16 protein-coding genes are annotated in these 15,617 nt (G+C 39.2%); 13 read left to right on the top strand and 3 right to left on the bottom strand.

From position 1 onward, the window contains the following. Positions 1–38: 38 nt before the first annotated feature. Positions 39–1,673 carry a polysaccharide biosynthesis protein gene (locus tag EEL30_10360; GenBank protein QDX92676.1) on the top strand — a complete coding sequence of 545 codons (1,635 nt, stop codon included), beginning with the start codon at positions 39–41 and terminating at the stop codon, positions 1,671–1,673. 130 nt (positions 1,674–1,803) lie between these two features. On the opposite strand, the gene EEL30_10365 is transcribed toward EEL30_10360, so the two are convergent. After that, on the bottom strand, positions 1,804–2,325 hold the full coding sequence (locus tag EEL30_10365; GenBank protein QDX92677.1) for a type 1 glutamine amidotransferase: 522 nt from the start codon (positions 2,323–2,325) through the stop codon (positions 1,804–1,806). A gap of 623 nt (positions 2,326–2,948) precedes the next feature. Between EEL30_10365 and EEL30_10370 the strand changes: the two genes are divergently transcribed. The 6 genes from EEL30_10370 (at position 2,949) to EEL30_10395 (ending at position 7,401) form a co-directional block, all read left to right on the top strand. Continuing rightward, positions 2,949–3,560: a TerD family protein gene (locus tag EEL30_10370; GenBank protein ID QDX92678.1), complete on the top strand. Its 612-nt coding sequence runs from the start codon at positions 2,949–2,951 to the stop codon at positions 3,558–3,560. Positions 3,561–3,606: 46 nt separating this feature from the next. Then, positions 3,607–4,188: a TerD family protein gene (locus EEL30_10375; GenBank protein QDX92679.1), complete on the top strand. Its 582-nt coding sequence runs from the start codon at positions 3,607–3,609 to the stop codon at positions 4,186–4,188. Between the two features lie 54 nt (positions 4,189–4,242). Next, entirely contained in the window at positions 4,243–4,821 is a 579-nt protein-coding gene (locus EEL30_10380) for a TerD family protein (GenBank protein ID QDX92680.1), read from the top strand. Between the two features lie 79 nt (positions 4,822–4,900). Beyond that, positions 4,901–6,178, top strand: a complete 1,278-nt coding sequence (locus EEL30_10385) for a tellurium resistance protein TerA (GenBank protein ID QDX92681.1) — start codon at positions 4,901–4,903, stop codon at positions 6,176–6,178. 56 nt (positions 6,179–6,234) lie between these two features. Next, positions 6,235–7,008: a hypothetical protein gene (locus tag EEL30_10390; protein QDX95729.1), complete on the top strand. Its 774-nt coding sequence runs from the start codon at positions 6,235–6,237 to the stop codon at positions 7,006–7,008. A gap of 144 nt (positions 7,009–7,152) precedes the next feature. Then, on the top strand, positions 7,153–7,401 hold the full coding sequence (locus EEL30_10395; GenBank protein ID QDX92682.1) for a hypothetical protein: 249 nt from the start codon (positions 7,153–7,155) through the stop codon (positions 7,399–7,401). A gap of 129 nt (positions 7,402–7,530) precedes the next feature. On the opposite strand, the gene EEL30_10400 is transcribed toward EEL30_10395, so the two are convergent. After that, entirely contained in the window at positions 7,531–7,980 is a 450-nt protein-coding gene (locus EEL30_10400; GenBank protein ID QDX95730.1) for a Tellurite resistance TerB, read from the bottom strand. Between the two features lie 130 nt (positions 7,981–8,110). On the opposite strand from EEL30_10400, the gene EEL30_10405 reads away from it, so the two are divergent. From EEL30_10405 to EEL30_10420, 4 genes are read left to right on the top strand one after another with little or no spacing between them, the layout of a single operon-like run. Next, positions 8,111–9,259 (top strand): citrate lyase subunit beta, encoded by a 1,149-nt coding sequence (locus EEL30_10405; GenBank protein QDX92683.1) that lies wholly within the window; start codon positions 8,111–8,113, stop codon positions 9,257–9,259. Continuing rightward, positions 9,204–10,676, top strand: a complete 1,473-nt coding sequence (locus EEL30_10410; protein QDX92684.1) for a hypothetical protein — start codon at positions 9,204–9,206, stop codon at positions 10,674–10,676. The genes EEL30_10405 and EEL30_10410 overlap by 56 nt, the downstream gene beginning before the upstream one ends. Continuing rightward, complete coding sequence (locus EEL30_10415) at positions 10,673–11,806, top strand: hypothetical protein (protein QDX92685.1); 1,134 nt, start codon at positions 10,673–10,675, stop codon at positions 11,804–11,806. Before EEL30_10410 ends, EEL30_10415 begins: the two co-directional genes overlap by 4 nt. After that, on the top strand, positions 11,807–12,631 hold the full coding sequence (locus EEL30_10420) for a hypothetical protein (protein QDX92686.1): 825 nt from the start codon (positions 11,807–11,809) through the stop codon (positions 12,629–12,631). Between the two features lie 197 nt (positions 12,632–12,828). Here EEL30_10420 and EEL30_10425 read toward each other — a convergent pair whose 3' ends face one another. Further along, positions 12,829–13,776: an EamA family transporter gene (locus tag EEL30_10425; protein ID QDX95731.1), complete on the bottom strand. Its 948-nt coding sequence runs from the start codon at positions 13,774–13,776 to the stop codon at positions 12,829–12,831. 189 nt (positions 13,777–13,965) lie between these two features. Between EEL30_10425 and EEL30_10430 the strand changes: the two genes are divergently transcribed. Together EEL30_10430 and EEL30_10435 are read left to right on the top strand one after the other, a co-directional pair. Further along, positions 13,966–14,727 carry a hypothetical protein gene (locus EEL30_10430; GenBank protein QDX92687.1) on the top strand — a complete coding sequence of 254 codons (762 nt, stop codon included), beginning with the start codon at positions 13,966–13,968 and terminating at the stop codon, positions 14,725–14,727. Between the two features lie 35 nt (positions 14,728–14,762). Then, positions 14,763–15,614: a hypothetical protein gene (locus tag EEL30_10435; GenBank protein ID QDX92688.1), complete on the top strand. Its 852-nt coding sequence runs from the start codon at positions 14,763–14,765 to the stop codon at positions 15,612–15,614. Positions 15,615–15,617 lie beyond the last annotated feature (3 nt).

Below are 15,617 nucleotides of genomic sequence, written 5' to 3' on the forward strand. Positions count from 1 at the left end.
CAGATAGACTTGCTATTTAGATAGAAAGGATAAAGAATATGAACAATACGGCTAAAGGAGCCAATCATTTTATAAAAGCAGCAGCTATTTTAGCGATTGCAGGATTAATTTCCAAGGTTCTAGGCGCTGCCTATAAAATTCCTTATCAAAACATTACCGGGGATATCGGTATGCACGTGTACGGTACTGTGTATCCGCTCTACACCACTCTAATCGCATTGGCTACGGCTGGTTTTCCTCTAGCTATTTCCAAAATGATTGCGGATCGTTCCGCAGTAGGTGATGTCAAGGGTGTGCAACAAATTTTTCGAATTTCATCGCTTACTTTAGGGATTTTAGGGGTTGTTTTCTTTTTATTGACTTTTATCACTGCGCCCACGATCGCGATCTTGATCGGTGACCCTAATTTGACCAATCCGCTTCGGGCTATTTCTGTTTCATTAGTTTTAGTACCATTAATAGCCAATACAAGGGGATACTTCCAGGGTCACCAAAACATGCTTCCAACGGCTGTATCACAGGTAACGGAGCAATTTTTCCGAGTAATCATTATCATTGTAGGAGCCTATATCGTGATGAGGCTCTATGATGATCCTTACTTTGCTGGTACTATAGCCGTTTTTGCGGCAACGCCAGGGGCAATTATTGCTCTGTTGGTATTAGGCTATTTTTATCGAAAACAAAAGCGGGAGATAGCAAATGTATCAAATCAAGCAGACGAACAAATACCGAGTCTTTCAGATGGAGCAGTATTTAAACGTATTGTTACTTATGCGATTCCCATTTGCCTAGCTTCACTCGTGTTACCGTTAATACCGCTTGCCGATAGTTTCACGATTATTAACATGCTGGTTTACAAAGGAATGGATAACGAGGCAGCGATATTGTTAAAAGGTGCTTTTGACCGTTCTCAGCCTTTATTACAGTTTGGAACATTCTTTGCCACGTCTCTCTCGCTTGCTATTGTTCCATCAATAAGTGAAGCCATTGTACGAAAACAGGACAATCTTATTCACTATCGCACGCAAACAGCGATTCGTTTAACCTTCCTATTGGGGGCGGCAGCTACAGTAGGCTTGGCTATCTTAGCTAAACCAATTAATATCATGTTGTTTGGAGATGTAAATGGGACGCTGGCGCTTGCCATCAATGCTTTTGCCATTCTTTTCTCTACACTTGGTATTGTGTCTGCTGGTATCTTACAAGGGATGGGCAAAGTGAACTTGCCACCCAAGTATTTATTAATTGGGGTACTTGTAAAGTTTGCAGCTAACCTCATTTTATTACCGATTCTTGGTATTGCAGGGGCAGCGATCGGTACAGTACTTGCTTACCTAGCATCCACGATCCTAAACCTACGCGCAATTGGACGACTGACGCAGGTGACTCAGCAGGACAAGGGGAAATATGGACGCTCGGCGTTGGCTGTAGTGATGATGGGAATTATTGTGGCTGTGGTCGCATTTGGACTAATGGCTGTATTACCTGCTGCAATTGGTACGGGACGTTTGTTGTATACCATTGTTTCCCTAGCTTCTGTAGGGTTAGGAGTTCTTGTTTATGGAATTTCACTGATAAAGTTCGGCGGGATTACACGAGAAGATATTCAGTTTTTACCTAAGTCAGGCAAAATTTTGGCATTATTGCAGAAAATGAGATTGCTTGAGAAATAAATGGCGAGAAGAAATAGTTGATAGATCGAAAACATCTTCTGAATCTGTAACAACATAAAAAACGGAAATAGGAGTTAGAACCCTATTTCCGTTTGTATGTTTTAGATAGCTTTATACTTGATGATGGTCTCTATATTGCTAATAGGTCTGCAAAAGCTTTGGCATAGGCAGGTAGGTCAGGTGGACGACGCGAACCGACAATGTGTCCATCCACTACTACTTCTTCATCAACCCAAATCGCCCCGGCATTTTCGATATCATCCTTGATACCTGGTGTAGAAGTTGTAGTAACGCCTTTCAGGATTTTAGCTGAGGCAAGTACCCAACCCGCGTGGCAGATGTGACCGATTGGTTTTTTTGCCTGATCCATCTGTTGAATGAATGAAATGATTTCTGGATAACGACGTAATTTATCTGGTGCCCATCCCCCTGGAACGAGAACGGCATCGTAGTCTTCTGCTTTCACATCGGTGATTGATTTATCAGAGGTGCAAGGAACACCGTATTTACCCATATACTTTTTATTTGCTTCTGGTCCCACTAAATGAACAGTAGCACCTTCTTCGCGCAATCGATAAACTGGATACCATAGTTCCAAGTCTTCGAATTCATCCTCCACATAGCATACTACTTGTTTACCTTGTAAGCGCATGATTACCCTCCTTGTTTTTGCTACATGATTGCCTTTCTATTATTGTAACCTTTTCTTGCTCCTGAAACTCGTTTTAATGTGCTCTAGCTACAGATGGTAGCAAAGGTAGGTAGTTCTAATCTTTTTAGGCAAGTCGTATAAATCAGAAGAAGGAAAGCGTCAGCCTTTGACAAAAGAAGAAAGGATGACAGGATGCTTTACACAGAATATATCGTCGATGTAGTGCTACTTGGAACTGTAATCTTTGGAGTTGGAGCATTTTATATCATAACGAGTGATCAGCGAAGGGTAAAAAAGGAAAAGAAACAGGATGCACCAAACCCAAAACCAGAGAAATTACATTGACCTAGTACGGGTCTTTTTTTTGCCTAAAACTTTTTTGGAATTACATATTTTGTAGAAATATGATGTCAAATGATAAAAAGTGTCAAGTGGTTTCTCTAATGTTTTCGACAACAAATTGTAAAAAAAGATACGAAAAGAGAGATGATTTTGTCATTTTTATTAGAATTAATGTTTTTATATGGTATTTTATGTTGATACATAGGATAATAGATAGGCAACATATTTTGTAGCAACGTGTAGTTTTTTTCTTTTTCGACATAACAGGGGGAGGGTAGATCATGCCGGCTATAAGTTTACAAAAAGGCCAACGGATTGACTTAACCAAAGGAGATTCAAGTATAACAAAAGTAATGGTTGGACTAGGATGGGACCCAGTTAAAAAATCTGCTGGATTTTTAGGTGGTTTGTTTGGCGGCGGACAAGTAGCGAATATCGACTGCGATGCTTCTGTAATCATGCTTGCGGAAAATGATCAATTAAGCAGAGACAAGGATGTTATTTATTTCGGCAATAAAAATAGTGCGTGCGGAAGTGTCATCCATGCAGGGGACAACCTGACAGGCGATGGGGATGGGGACGATGAGACGATAACGATTGATCTATCGCGTGTTCCTCAAAATATTAAGAAGCTTGTTTTTATAGTAAATATTTATGATTGTTTAAAACGTTCCCAAGATTTTGGAATGATTGAAAATGCATACATTCGCATTGTAAATCCGACTAATCAACAAGAGTTATGCAAATATAATTTGTCAGAAGATTACTCTGGGAAAACCTCCTTATTTGTAGCCGAATTATATCGCCATAATGGTGAATGGAAATTCTTTGCTAAAGGGGAAGGAACTACAGACTCATCCATAACTCAGTTGGTAAATAGATACATTAGATGATAAATTAAGTTAATTTTGTAAAAATTGAATTATGGAGTGATTACATATGGCAGTTTCTCTATCCAAAGGGCAAAAAGTTGATTTAACGAAATCAAATCCAGGGTTAACAGAGATCGTAGTAGGTCTTGGTTGGGACACAAACAAATATGACGGAGGACAAGATTTTGATTTGGATGCATCTGTTTTTTTGTTAAATGGCCAAGGAAAAGTCCTGTCTGATACGGATTTTATTTTCTTTAATAACACAACGGGTGGAAATGGTTCTGTTGTGCACTCTGGAGACAATCGCACTGGTGTAGGCGATGGAGATGACGAGACAATCGATATTAACCTGCCAGCGATTCCAACTGATTACGAAAAAGTAGCGTTTACCATCACGATTCATGAGGCGACTGCTCGCAACCAAAATTTTGGTCAAGTTTCTAATGCATACGTGCGCATTCTAAACAAAGCAAACGGTGAAGAGCTGATTCGTTATGATCTTGGTGAAGATTACTCTGTTGAAACAGCTTTGGTAGTAGCTGAGTTATATCGCCATAACGGCGAGTGGAAATTTAATGCGATTGGAGCAGGCTATAAAGATGGTTTAGCTGGTCTGGCTCGTGATTATGGTGTAAACGTAGGGTAAGACACTCGTTTGAAACTCGTACTATCTATATCTAGAGAGGAAAGGTGATTGAAAATGATTAGTTTGCAAAAAGGACAAAAGATCGATTTAACAAAAGGAAATCCTAATTTAACGAAGGTTATTGTAGGGCTGGGTTGGGATACCAATAAATATTCTGGTGGACAAGCTTTCGATCTTGATGCATCTGCCTTTTTACTTCGCGCAGGAGATAAAGCAACTGGGGTTCAAGACTTTATTTTTTACAACAATTTAAAAGGCGGCAATGATTCTGTTATTCATACGGGAGATAACCTTACTGGTGAGGGCGATGGAGATGATGAGCAAATTAAGGTAGATTTTAGCCGTGTACCTGCTGACATTGAGAAAATTGCTATCACGGTTACCATTCATGATGCGGCTAGTCGCAGCCAAAACTTTGGACAAGTAAGTAATGCTTTTGTTCGAGTTGTTGACGAGATGACTGGACAAGAAGTCCTTCGTTACGACTTAGGAGAAGATTTCTCTGTAGAAACGGCTATCGTCGTTTGCGAGTTGTATCGTCACGGTGGGGAGTGGAAATTCGCAGCAATCGGTTCTGGTTTTTCTGGAGGGCTACAAGCTCTTTGCGCAAACTATGGATTGCAAGCAGGATAAAAGCCCGACAGAGATGCTAGTTTCTTTACTGCTAGCATCTCTCTTTTTACAATGCAAATGGGGGATGGTGTAACTTTAAATGGTAACTCTCATTAAAGGGCAAAAGACAGATGTAACAAAACCTTATCCTCATCTAACCAAAATCAGTGTGGGATTAGGGTGGGAGGAAGCACGGGGAGTCGAAATTGATGCATCCGCTTTTTTACTTGCCACCAATGGGTTAGTACATACAGAAGAAGATTTTATCTTCTATAGTAATCCTGTAAACCGAAATAACTCTTTTCAGATGCAGGAGGGGAAAGGGGATCGCCAGCAATTCCTAGTTGATTTGCAACAAATCCCTTCCGTCGTCGAAAAAATCGCTTTTACACTAACCATTTATGAAGCACAACTTCGGCAGCAGAACTTCATTCAGGTCAAAAATACGTACATTCGGATTCTGGATCAGGCAACATCTCAAGAAATCATTCGGTTTCAAGTGGATCCATTTACAGTAGAAACCGCTATTGTGGTTGGAGAATTGTATCGCTACAATGGCCAATGGAAATTTAATGCAATAGGCGCAGGGTTTTCTGGGGGATTAGCTGCCTTATGTGGAAATTTCGGTGTAGAAGTAGAAGAATCGCTACCGGTAATTCCTCCAGCGCCAGTCCCAGTTCCGTCAACGACATCACCAACGTTCGTTCCTCCAGCACCGACGATCGTTCCAACTACATCGACATCTGCGCCAGTCCCGGTCCCTACTCCGACTATCCAATTATCTAAGATTGAATTAACAAAAAAAGATGATGTCGTTAGTCTGAAAAAAACAAAAAAAACATTGGGGGAAGTTGTTGTTAACCTCAATTGGAATAAAAAGCAATCCTCCACAGGATTCTTTGGTATGGGGAAGAAAGCAGGTGTAGATTTAGATCTTGGTTGTCTTTTTGAACATAAGGATGGTAGTAAGGTGTGTATTCAAGCTTTAGGTAATCAATTTGGATTCTACGAAGATTATCCTTATATCTTGTTGGATGGCGATGATCGAAGTGGAAATGTAACAACAGGCGAGAATATTCGAATCAACGGTTCATATGTAAAGGAGTTTCGCCGTATTTTGCTCTACGCCTACATTTATGATGGTGTAGCGAGTTGGGCAGATGCTGATGGGATTGTGACTATCAAACAAGAAGATAATCCGGAAATAGTCGTAAAGCTGGATGTTCATGATCCAAGAAAAATTATGTGTGCAATCGCTATGATTGAAACAGAGGGAGATACACTACGCATTCGTAGGTTGGTAGAGTATTTTGCGGGTCATAAACAAATGGACAAGCATTACAATTTTGGCCTGAAATGGGTACCGGGAAGTAAGTAAGGAGGAATGGGAAGTTGGATTCAGTGTGGTCGGGTATTGTATCAGTGTTTCAAAGTATGTTGAATGTGTATGCATCTGCCTTTGATGGTCAGATGTGGATTAATTTTCTCAGCAGTTGGGAAAGTTGGTCGCAAATCTTACTTCTTGTAGGATTAGAAGGTTTACTATCGGCGGATAACGCGCTTGTACTAGCGGTTATGGTAGCCGTTCTACCCGTTCACCAGCGTAAAAAAGCATTGTTCTATGGATTTGCAGGTGCTATACTCTTCCGTTTCTTCTTTATCGGACTAGGAAACTATTTGACCTCTATCTTGTGGATAAAGCTAGTAGGTGCGGCTTATCTAGCTTGGTTAGCGATTAGCCATTTTACGAAGAAGAACGAAGTGGAACAAGAAGAGGGATACGATGTCTCTAAAGCTGACAAAGGCTGGATGGTAGCAGTGTTTGGAATGTTTTGGGCAACGGTTATCCGTGTCGAAGGTATGGATTTAGCCTTTTCCGTAGATTCAATCTTAGCAGCGCTAGCGGTATCTAATCAACTTCCCATCCTTTTATTAGGGGGGATTCTCGGTATCTTAATGATGCGGGCTGTAGCAGGTGTATTCTTACGCTTAATTGAGCGGATACCACAAATGGAAACTACTGCGTACGTTTTGATTGCCATCATTGCCGTTAAAATGGGGATCTCCGAATGGGTGCACATTGACCATTGGTTGTTCTTTGGTGTTCTCGTTTCTGTTTTCCTTGGTACTTTTGTGGTTGCCAAGGTTCAGAACCAAGATGTTCAGCTTGCTCGCGATGAAGTGGCAGCTACAAAAGAAGAAGAATAAGCAACATGTGTGGAGAAAAAGGCGTACTCAAAAGGAGATGCCTTTTTCTCTCCTACAAACGTGGAGAGCGAACAAGAGTGAAAAAGAGAATCTGGTTTAATCGTACCTGTATGATGGGTACGAAATGCTGAGGAATTTGGGAAATTGCTAACGGCTGTTCCGCGTAAAAAAGTGGAAGGTAGAATTCGTCTATTAGAAGCGAATAAAGATCTTCTACAGATAGCTCAAGTTGTAGCCCAGACGTGTAATCTCCCTTATTTGTATAACATTCAGGTAATCTATCAAGATGGAATTCCTCATTTACTAAAATTAAATCCTCGTGCGTCTGGAGGACTTTATCTGTCCTGCTTGTCAGGTATTGCCTTTCCTTATCTAGCAATAAAGCTGTTCTAACGGGAGAAGCGGATGTACCAGTCCCTCATTTAGATACATGGGCTACCCATTTTGAAAAGGAGTTATTGGTACAAAGACTGATGTAGGATAAGAAAAGGAAAATCCCACGAAATGTGGGATACCAAGGGTTTATAGTTGAAAGTCTGCTGAATTTAAATTAAGAGCCTGACAAATCTCTCGGACCACTTCTTTTTCTTGCTGATCAAAGTCTCCGTCAGCTGCACCAATAGCGCAACATACGCTTACGATAACACGCGCTACTTCTGGATTGTTTTTGAAGGCGCCAATTACTTTCAAAGCTTCCATTTTGCCAACCATGTGGTCGAATTCAAAGTTCTCTGTATGTTTGTTAAATACATCGATAACCTCAGAAACTTTGAATACTTTCAATTCATCATTACGTGAAATATAGCCAACCATTTTCTGTTTTTCAGAGCTTTCAATTTTACCATCCGCGGCAGCAACTAATGCACATCCCGCAGCAATTGCCTCTAAAAAATTTTTATTTTTAAATTTTTTGACGGCTTCTCCTAATGTTGTACCTTGTTGTTGAAACCAACCTTTTACCGAATTAACCATGCTCATTCGATAACCTCCTTTAAGAATATATGAAAAATGAGACTATCTTCTATTATAGAACAAAGTATCGACAGCATACAACATGGCATACCTGTACCATCTAGATTTTCCAAGGAAGGAACGAAGGATATTGAGATACTTTCATTATTTAACAGCCGAAGAACAACAATCTATTTTTTATCAAAGTCCCGGTTCATTTGACAGATTTTCAGACAAGTACTTACTTTCTCATTCGTTAGGTGCTTTGTTATATATGCCTGGAACGCGAAAACAGATTGTTGATGACATTATTGTAAAAAAACATAGAGGCTTAATATCCATGGTTTTATGCTTAGAGGACGCAATAGGAGATAACGAAGTACTTGATGCAGAGAATTCCTTGATTGCACAAGTTCATCAGATTGCTTTATTGATCAAAAATGGGCGTTTACAGGAAGAAGATGTACCACTTATCTTTATTCGTGTTCGAGAACCAGAGCAGATTAATCGCTTAGTCAACCAATTAGGAGAACATTCTCTATATGTGACTGGTTTTGTATTTCCCAAATTCTCTAGCTCAAATGGTGAAAGATATTTTGAAACATTGATAGAGTGCAACAAACAGATAAATAGAAAGCTTTATGGCATGCCCATTTTAGAGTCGTCTGAAATTATTTACAAGGAAACTAGAGTAAGCGCTCTCGTAGAAGTGAGAAATATACTAGATAAATACCGTGATGTAGTCCTCAATGTGAGAATTGGAGCTACTGATTTCTCCAGCTTGTTCGGGTTACGTAGAAATCCAGGGATTACGATTTATGATTTATCTGTCATTCGTGATTGTATAGCGGATATCGTAAATATGTTTAGCCGCAAAGATAGTGATTATGTGGTCTCAGGACCTGTTTGGGAATATTTTAATAGTACGAATCTCCCTCCCAAAACGGCGCCCCTCTCTCCTTTTAACCGTAACACCGTCGTGGATTATGAAGAGGGGCTTATTCGTGAAGTGATGCTGGATAAAGAAAATGGTTTATTAGGAAAAACAATTATTCACCCGAGCCATATTCGTGCAGTACAGTCTCTGTATGTAGTGTCTCATGAGGAATATATGGATGCACTTGCCATCGTGCAAAAGAATGATGGTGAGCAGGGAGTTATGAAAAGCGAATATGCAAACAAGATGAATGAAATCAAACCGCATTTGAACTGGTCTAATAAAATTCTAATGCGAGCTAACATATATGGGGTGTATCATGCTCAAAACAACTTCACCAACTTACTTGCCGAAAGAATATAACTTCTCCATTTTGGAACATTTGTCTGTTCAAGTCACGATTACCAATAATCCCTACCAAGTTCCAATGGATGCACTCTTCTCCATGGCAGCGCGTATCAATAAAAAGCGTGGTTTCTTATTTGTAAGTAAGGTATTAGGCAAGCATCTACCTATACAGCCAGGAATCGGGTTATTGGGTGGCGCTATTTTAGCAGGACAGCTCCTGCAAGATGTGTATGGGATTCGACAAGCAAATCTATTAGATCTACTGACAGGTCTCCAATCACCTGATAGTAGTAGAGACGTATATGCTGCTTTTTCCCAAGAACGTTTTCCTTTGCCGGAAAAGGTAACTTTCATCGGTTTTGCGGAAACAGCAACGGCGCTTGGACATAGCATGTTTGCCGCTTTTACTGACAAAGCTTCATATATTCATACTACGAGAGAACAAATACAGAATCTCTCGCCTGTTCTTACATTTGAAGAAGAGCATTCTCATGCGACTTCCCACCGTTTTTACACGCTTGATCCAGCTTTTTTGGATCATCATCAGCCGATTGTTTTGGTAGATGATGAAATTACTACAGGTAAAACGGCTCTAAACATGATCGCTGAATTACATCAGGCATTCCCACGGAAAACCTATGTGGTTGCTTCCTTGCTGGATTGGCGGTCAGATGCGGATGAGCAGCGTTTTGCTATGGTGGAGCAGGAACTTGGAATTACTATCAAAACCATTTCGTTACTACGTGGAAAATTACAGTTCAATAACAACGAGCTTGTAAGTGAGAAGAGAGACAGTCAGCCAGAAAATAAAAATGAAAGAATAATAGAAGATAGGCAAGATTGCGGTCCAGACACAGAACTACGAGAGGTTATTGTTCAAACCATCTATCTAGACACAGAACCATGGGCTGTTGTAGAAGGCATTTCAACTAATGCTTTGCTAGAACAAAATGATACGCCTTATTTGGCAGAGACCGGTCGCTTTGGTCTAACAAGTGAGAGAAATCAACACATAAATACCATTGCTCAAGGGGCTGCTACGAAATTAATAACGTATCGCATATCAACGGGAAAGCCTACGCTTTGTCTAGGAACTGGGGAGTTCATGTATCTTCCAATGTTAATAGCCTCTTATATGGGAGAGAATGTTCTGTATCATTCCACTACGCGAAGCCCGATTCATCCTCATGTTGAAACAGGATACGGAGCACAGAATAAATTTGTTTTTGCAAACCATGAAGATCCTCAGGTTACCAATTATCTATACAATATTCCGTTTAACACTTATCAGGATGTTTTTTTATTTATAGAGCGTGATGTACCTATGTCGCGCCTGCAACCAACAGTGGATGCGTTGCTACAAACAGGTATAGAGCAGCTATATCTGGTTGTTTGTTCATCAAAGAATGGAAAGCAGGAGGAAAGACAATGAACATGTTATGGCAACATAAAACAATTCCTGCGCCAACTCCTGTAGGAAGCTATCAACCCGAAGATGTTGTATTTTTGTTAAAAGACATTAGCCATGTAAGTTTAGAGAGAGATACAGAAGATCGTGAAGAATTGATTCAGGGCGGTGTACATTATTCTGAAATGTTACCGATTGAATATCAACCAACGCAGGCTTATCTGGAACTTTTTCATCAAACCTTACAAGAAAATGCCCATATAGTAGCAATGGCGGCTGGAATCGTAGCTGAGCTGATTGTGAAAAAACGGGGTAAAAATCTTGTTCTAGCTTCCCTAGCAAGAGCAGGAACACCTATTGGAATTTTAATAAAGCGGTATATCAAGCAAATTCATAACCTCGATATTCCCCACTACAGCATGTCGATCATTCGTGGAAAAGGCATAGATGAAAATGCGGTCATGTATATGCTTCAACAGCATGAGGGGGCTGACATTCAGTTTGTAGATGGATGGACGGGCAAAGGAGCCATTACACAAGTGCTACATGACGCTTGCCAATCTTTCTATGAAACATACGGCTATTTATTACACTCTGATTTGGCTGTCTTGGCTGATCCAGGTCATTGTGTGGAGACGTTTGGAACACGAGAGGACTTCATTATTCCGAGTGCTTGCCTGAACTCGACGGTATCAGGATTAATGAGTCGCACGGTACACCGAGCAGATTTACTTTCAGAAAAAGAGTTTCACGGGGCCAAATATTATAAAGAGTGGGAAGCAGAAGACCTTTCAAACTATTTTATCGACACTGTCTCTAGTTTTTTTGCAGAAATAGCAGGAGAAGCAAAGCAACGAATGGAACAAACGTTACAAGCGAACCTACCTATTACCTGGAAAGGAATGAAAGATATTCAAAAAATTCAAGAGCATTTTCACATTGAGGATAGTAACTTAGTGAAACCAGGAGTAGGTGAGACGACTCGTGTGCTACTGCGAAGAGTGCCTTGGAAGATTCTCGTAAATCGTCTGGATAATCCCCATGTAAAACACATTCTGTTGTTGGCTAAGGATCGTGGCGTTCCAGTGGAAGAATTTCCTGAGCTGTCCTATTCATGTTGCGGATTGATTCGTCCTATGAAAGGGGAAGAGTAAATGCTTTACGCTAGTGACCTAGATCAAACTCTTATTTATTCACGTAGATCATTCGGAGCTTTTGATGAAAATAGCGAGAAAATCCGTCTAGTAGAGATGAGAGGGGAAAAAGAGATTTCTTTCATGGTGCAGAGAGCGACAGATGTATTAAAAGAGATCGCAGCTCAGATGATGTTTGTTCCTGTGACGACTCGGACCAGAGAACAATATCGTCGGATTCATCTATTTTATAAAGAGATACGGCCTACATACGCTGTCACTAGTAATGGTGGGCATATTTTATATAACGGTCAACTAGATATGGCGTGGAACCATTCGGTGACTCAGAAAATCGAGGACAGTTCTCTTCCCCTTCATGAGCTTATAAAAGCTTTTGCTGAAATAAAAAGTAGTGAGTGGTTACATAATGAATACATCGCTGACAAGCTTTTCTACTATTGTACAGTGAATCGAACTACCATGCCGATGGAAGAGATTCTGGTCTTTGGAGACTGGGCGAATCAGAAGGGTTGGAATCTATCTATTCAAGGAAGAAAAGTGTATATCGTTCCACATGCAGTGAACAAGCGGGATGCAGTAAGGGCCATCCAAGAACGTGAGGGTCTTACCACCCTGATTTCTTCGGGAGATTCTTTGTTGGACTTTCCTTTGCTAGATGCCTCAGACATCTCGATTGCACCACCACATGGAGAACTATTTCAACTACGGGATAGGGGAAATATTCAATTTACACAAAAAAGTGGAATTCTGGCATCTCTAGAGATTGTTGAAATGGTTATGCAGGTTTTGCAAGAGGGTCGGGAGCGGACGAAAATGAATCTTTAGAAACAGTGAATTAATAATCGACTTTTCTCATCATAGAGAAAAACTTTAGTAATGCGATTGGTTTTCCTATTGGTTTCCCCAAACAGAAAAGCACATGTTCTTGGCACGTGTTGTAGCGAGAATATGTGCTATTTCTGAGGAAAAGAAGAAAAAGCATGGGTGAACGCTGAAATCGTTTTACATAGATTCAAGCCTTTTCAACTATCGATTACATTCGAATTTTTTCCTGATGTAGAAGGTTTTTGACTTAGCAAGAAAACCATGACTAGAACAGATAGAGTCCCTACGGATTGGAAAATTCCAAAAGGTACATGTAAAAGTAGAACGGATGAAATAATAGCTGCAAGTGGCTCCGTACACCCTAGTAAACTTGTTTCTTTTGGAGTAATATATCTTATACTTTCAAGATAAAGGTAGAAAGCGATTAATGTACCGAAAATAACAACGAACCCAATTAATAAAAAAGTTTCTAAGGTTAGATTCTCGATACGAGATAAAAATATGATTTTTCTTGTAGAGATAAAGCTTAGGAGCGTTAATCCAATCCCCCCGATAATCATACCCCAGCCAACAACGATAGAAGAAGCCCATTTATCTAATAATCCCTTTGAATAAAGTGTATAGAACGCTAAAGTTAAACCAGATAAAATACCCCAAATGATTGCTGGTTTAGATACTGTTAAATTATCTGTTGATCCATTCGTAAGTAATAAAAAGGTTCCTAATAAAGCTAAAAAAATAGATATGGTATCAATTTTTGTAGGAAAAGTTTTACATTTCATAATAAGATAGAAAGTAATAAATATAGGAGCTAAGTACTGTAATAAGGTTGCAACAGCAGCATTTCCCGCATTAATCGAAGCAAAATACGTGTATTGGACCCCTAGCATGCCTCCTATTCCAAAAAGAATAATTTTTACTGATTCTTTTTTATCTTTCCATATGCCAAATATTTGATATCTTTTTGGGCTAAATGATGACAGAAGCAACAAAATCATTCCTGAAATCAATAGTCGAATTGTAACAAGCCACTCTGTAGAAATGTTTACTTGTTGGAAAAGCTGTTGAGCAACGGTACCTGATATACCCCATAAACCGGCACCTGTAATTACCATCACCATTCCTTTAAATCGATTTCCATCTATTTCTTTCAATTGTACCCCTCCTTTTTACAAAATATCCAAAAAACTACAAATATATAATGAAATATATCATGAGTGATGTTAAAATGAAATGGGTTAAAAACATTATAAATATTTTAAATTATTTACAAGTGTGTTTCGTATATATAGTAAACTTATCATTCTCTATTTAGCTGTAAAGGGGGAAAAAATGTGTTATCTGAGCTAAGAGTAGTACCGATCAGTCAAGTGTTTTTACATGAAGAGTATGAAATAGAAAGGCTAGAAAAACTTTGCTCTAAAATTAAAAATGAGCAAAAAGTAAAAAATCCTCCTATTGCTTTACAACTTGAGCATAACAAATATTTGATTCTTGATGGAGCTCACCGCACATTATCCTTACAGAAATTGAATTGTAAAAGAATCGTGATACAAGTGGTTGACTTAGAGTATTTATCAATTGATTCTTGGGCACATCACATTTTGGATGCCGAAAATCTTATTGAGGAATTACTCCAGAATCCAGATTTAATGTGGAGAAAAGAAACATATTCTGTAGATCCAATTGCAACCATCTTCGTTAGTAATGAGAAACACTATGTATATACCGCTGCAGATGTTCACATGGATATAAAAAAGAGGATTACGATTTGGAAGGAAATTGTTAATTCTTATTCGACTAAATATACATTTAATAGAATATCTGCTAGTCAACCGCCTATTGATAGTGGCATTGTTTTTCATTACCCTGCTTTTCATATAAATCAAATTAAAAATATCGTAGATGAAAACCTCCTCTTACCAGCTGGTGTAACAAAATTTACTCTACATTGCGGACGCATTTTGAATTTAAACATCCCCCTAAGCTTTTTAATCCGAGAAGATTACGTAGAGGAGGATTGGAGGGAATTGCTGGAATTATGGAGGTCTTCCATGAGGTTATATACTGATCCAGTCTATTTGTGCGAGATTTAGGTATTAGAAATGTAAAAAGGGGGAGGGAACATCACGTGGGGACGAAAAAGACCAAAGCTCAAATTTTAATGACAGAAGGAAGTTTTCACGCAGTCTATTTAATTAAAAAATGGTATGAAAATGTAGGGCATACTACTTCATTCAAGGGAATCGTTATTAGAGATACCCAAGAAAATAGTCAACAAAAGGTACAATTCCATAATGAACACTCTGGTAAAAAATTAGTAACAGAGAATGAGTGGGATGAGCTTTGTGCGCTATATGGAACCATCAGTGAGGCAGAAAAAAGTATGGTTTCATTATACGGAATACCGTCCTATCCTGCTGATGTAATTCCACATATTCATTATGGTGGACACAGCTTGAATCATGATGATATGGAAAATTTCTTAAAAAATGTGACGCGGGAGTATGATCTCACCGTATACGTTTTTTTAGATCAAATATTAAAACCTTGGTGGATTGAGTACACAGAGGGAAACATTATTAATGCCCATTCGGCAGTTCTTCCCTATGCGAGGGGAATGTATGCCATTGAAAATATGGCTGTAAAAGGAAATAGTAAGGATTTTCAAAAAGCTGCCGGAGCTTCCATACATTTTGTAGATAACGGAATAGATACAGGTCCAATTATCAGAGCGGTGAGGATAAAGGATCCATTTCATTATGAATCAATTTGGGAAGTAAAAGCTGCTTCTTATCAATTAGCTTTTGAGCTTTTAGTTAACCAGGCAAAACAGGAAGTAGAAAATCCGGATTTACATTATGTGGGGATAAAATGTGATGTAAATATAATGGGGGAAAACTTTTTGAGCAAAAATTTTAATGAAGGTAAAAAATATCTGGCGGAAGATCAATTCTTATCAATGAAAAAGTCTCAAATGTAATTC

Source organism: Brevibacillus laterosporus (assembly GCA_007833815.1).
Taxonomy (GTDB): Bacteria; Bacillota; Bacilli; order Brevibacillales; family Brevibacillaceae; genus Brevibacillus_B; species Brevibacillus_B laterosporus_D.

Coding starts and splice junctions, on each gene's coding strand:
- EEL30_10360 (QDX92676.1), top strand. CDS start 39: ATGAACAATACGGCTAAAGGAGCCAATCATTTTATAAAAGCAGCAGCT.
- EEL30_10365 (QDX92677.1), bottom strand. CDS start 2,325: ATGCGCTTACAAGGTAAACAAGTAGTATGCTATGTGGAGGATGAATTC.
- EEL30_10370 (QDX92678.1), top strand. CDS start 2,949: ATGCCGGCTATAAGTTTACAAAAAGGCCAACGGATTGACTTAACCAAA.
- EEL30_10375 (QDX92679.1), top strand. CDS start 3,607: ATGGCAGTTTCTCTATCCAAAGGGCAAAAAGTTGATTTAACGAAATCA.
- EEL30_10380 (QDX92680.1), top strand. CDS start 4,243: ATGATTAGTTTGCAAAAAGGACAAAAGATCGATTTAACAAAAGGAAAT.
- EEL30_10385 (QDX92681.1), top strand. CDS start 4,901: ATGGTAACTCTCATTAAAGGGCAAAAGACAGATGTAACAAAACCTTAT.
- EEL30_10390 (QDX95729.1), top strand. CDS start 6,235: ATGTTGAATGTGTATGCATCTGCCTTTGATGGTCAGATGTGGATTAAT.
- EEL30_10400 (QDX95730.1), bottom strand. CDS start 7,980: ATGGTTAATTCGGTAAAAGGTTGGTTTCAACAACAAGGTACAACATTA.
- EEL30_10410 (QDX92684.1), top strand. CDS start 9,204: ATGGGGTGTATCATGCTCAAAACAACTTCACCAACTTACTTGCCGAAA.
- EEL30_10415 (QDX92685.1), top strand. CDS start 10,673: ATGAACATGTTATGGCAACATAAAACAATTCCTGCGCCAACTCCTGTA.
- EEL30_10420 (QDX92686.1), top strand. CDS start 11,807: ATGCTTTACGCTAGTGACCTAGATCAAACTCTTATTTATTCACGTAGA.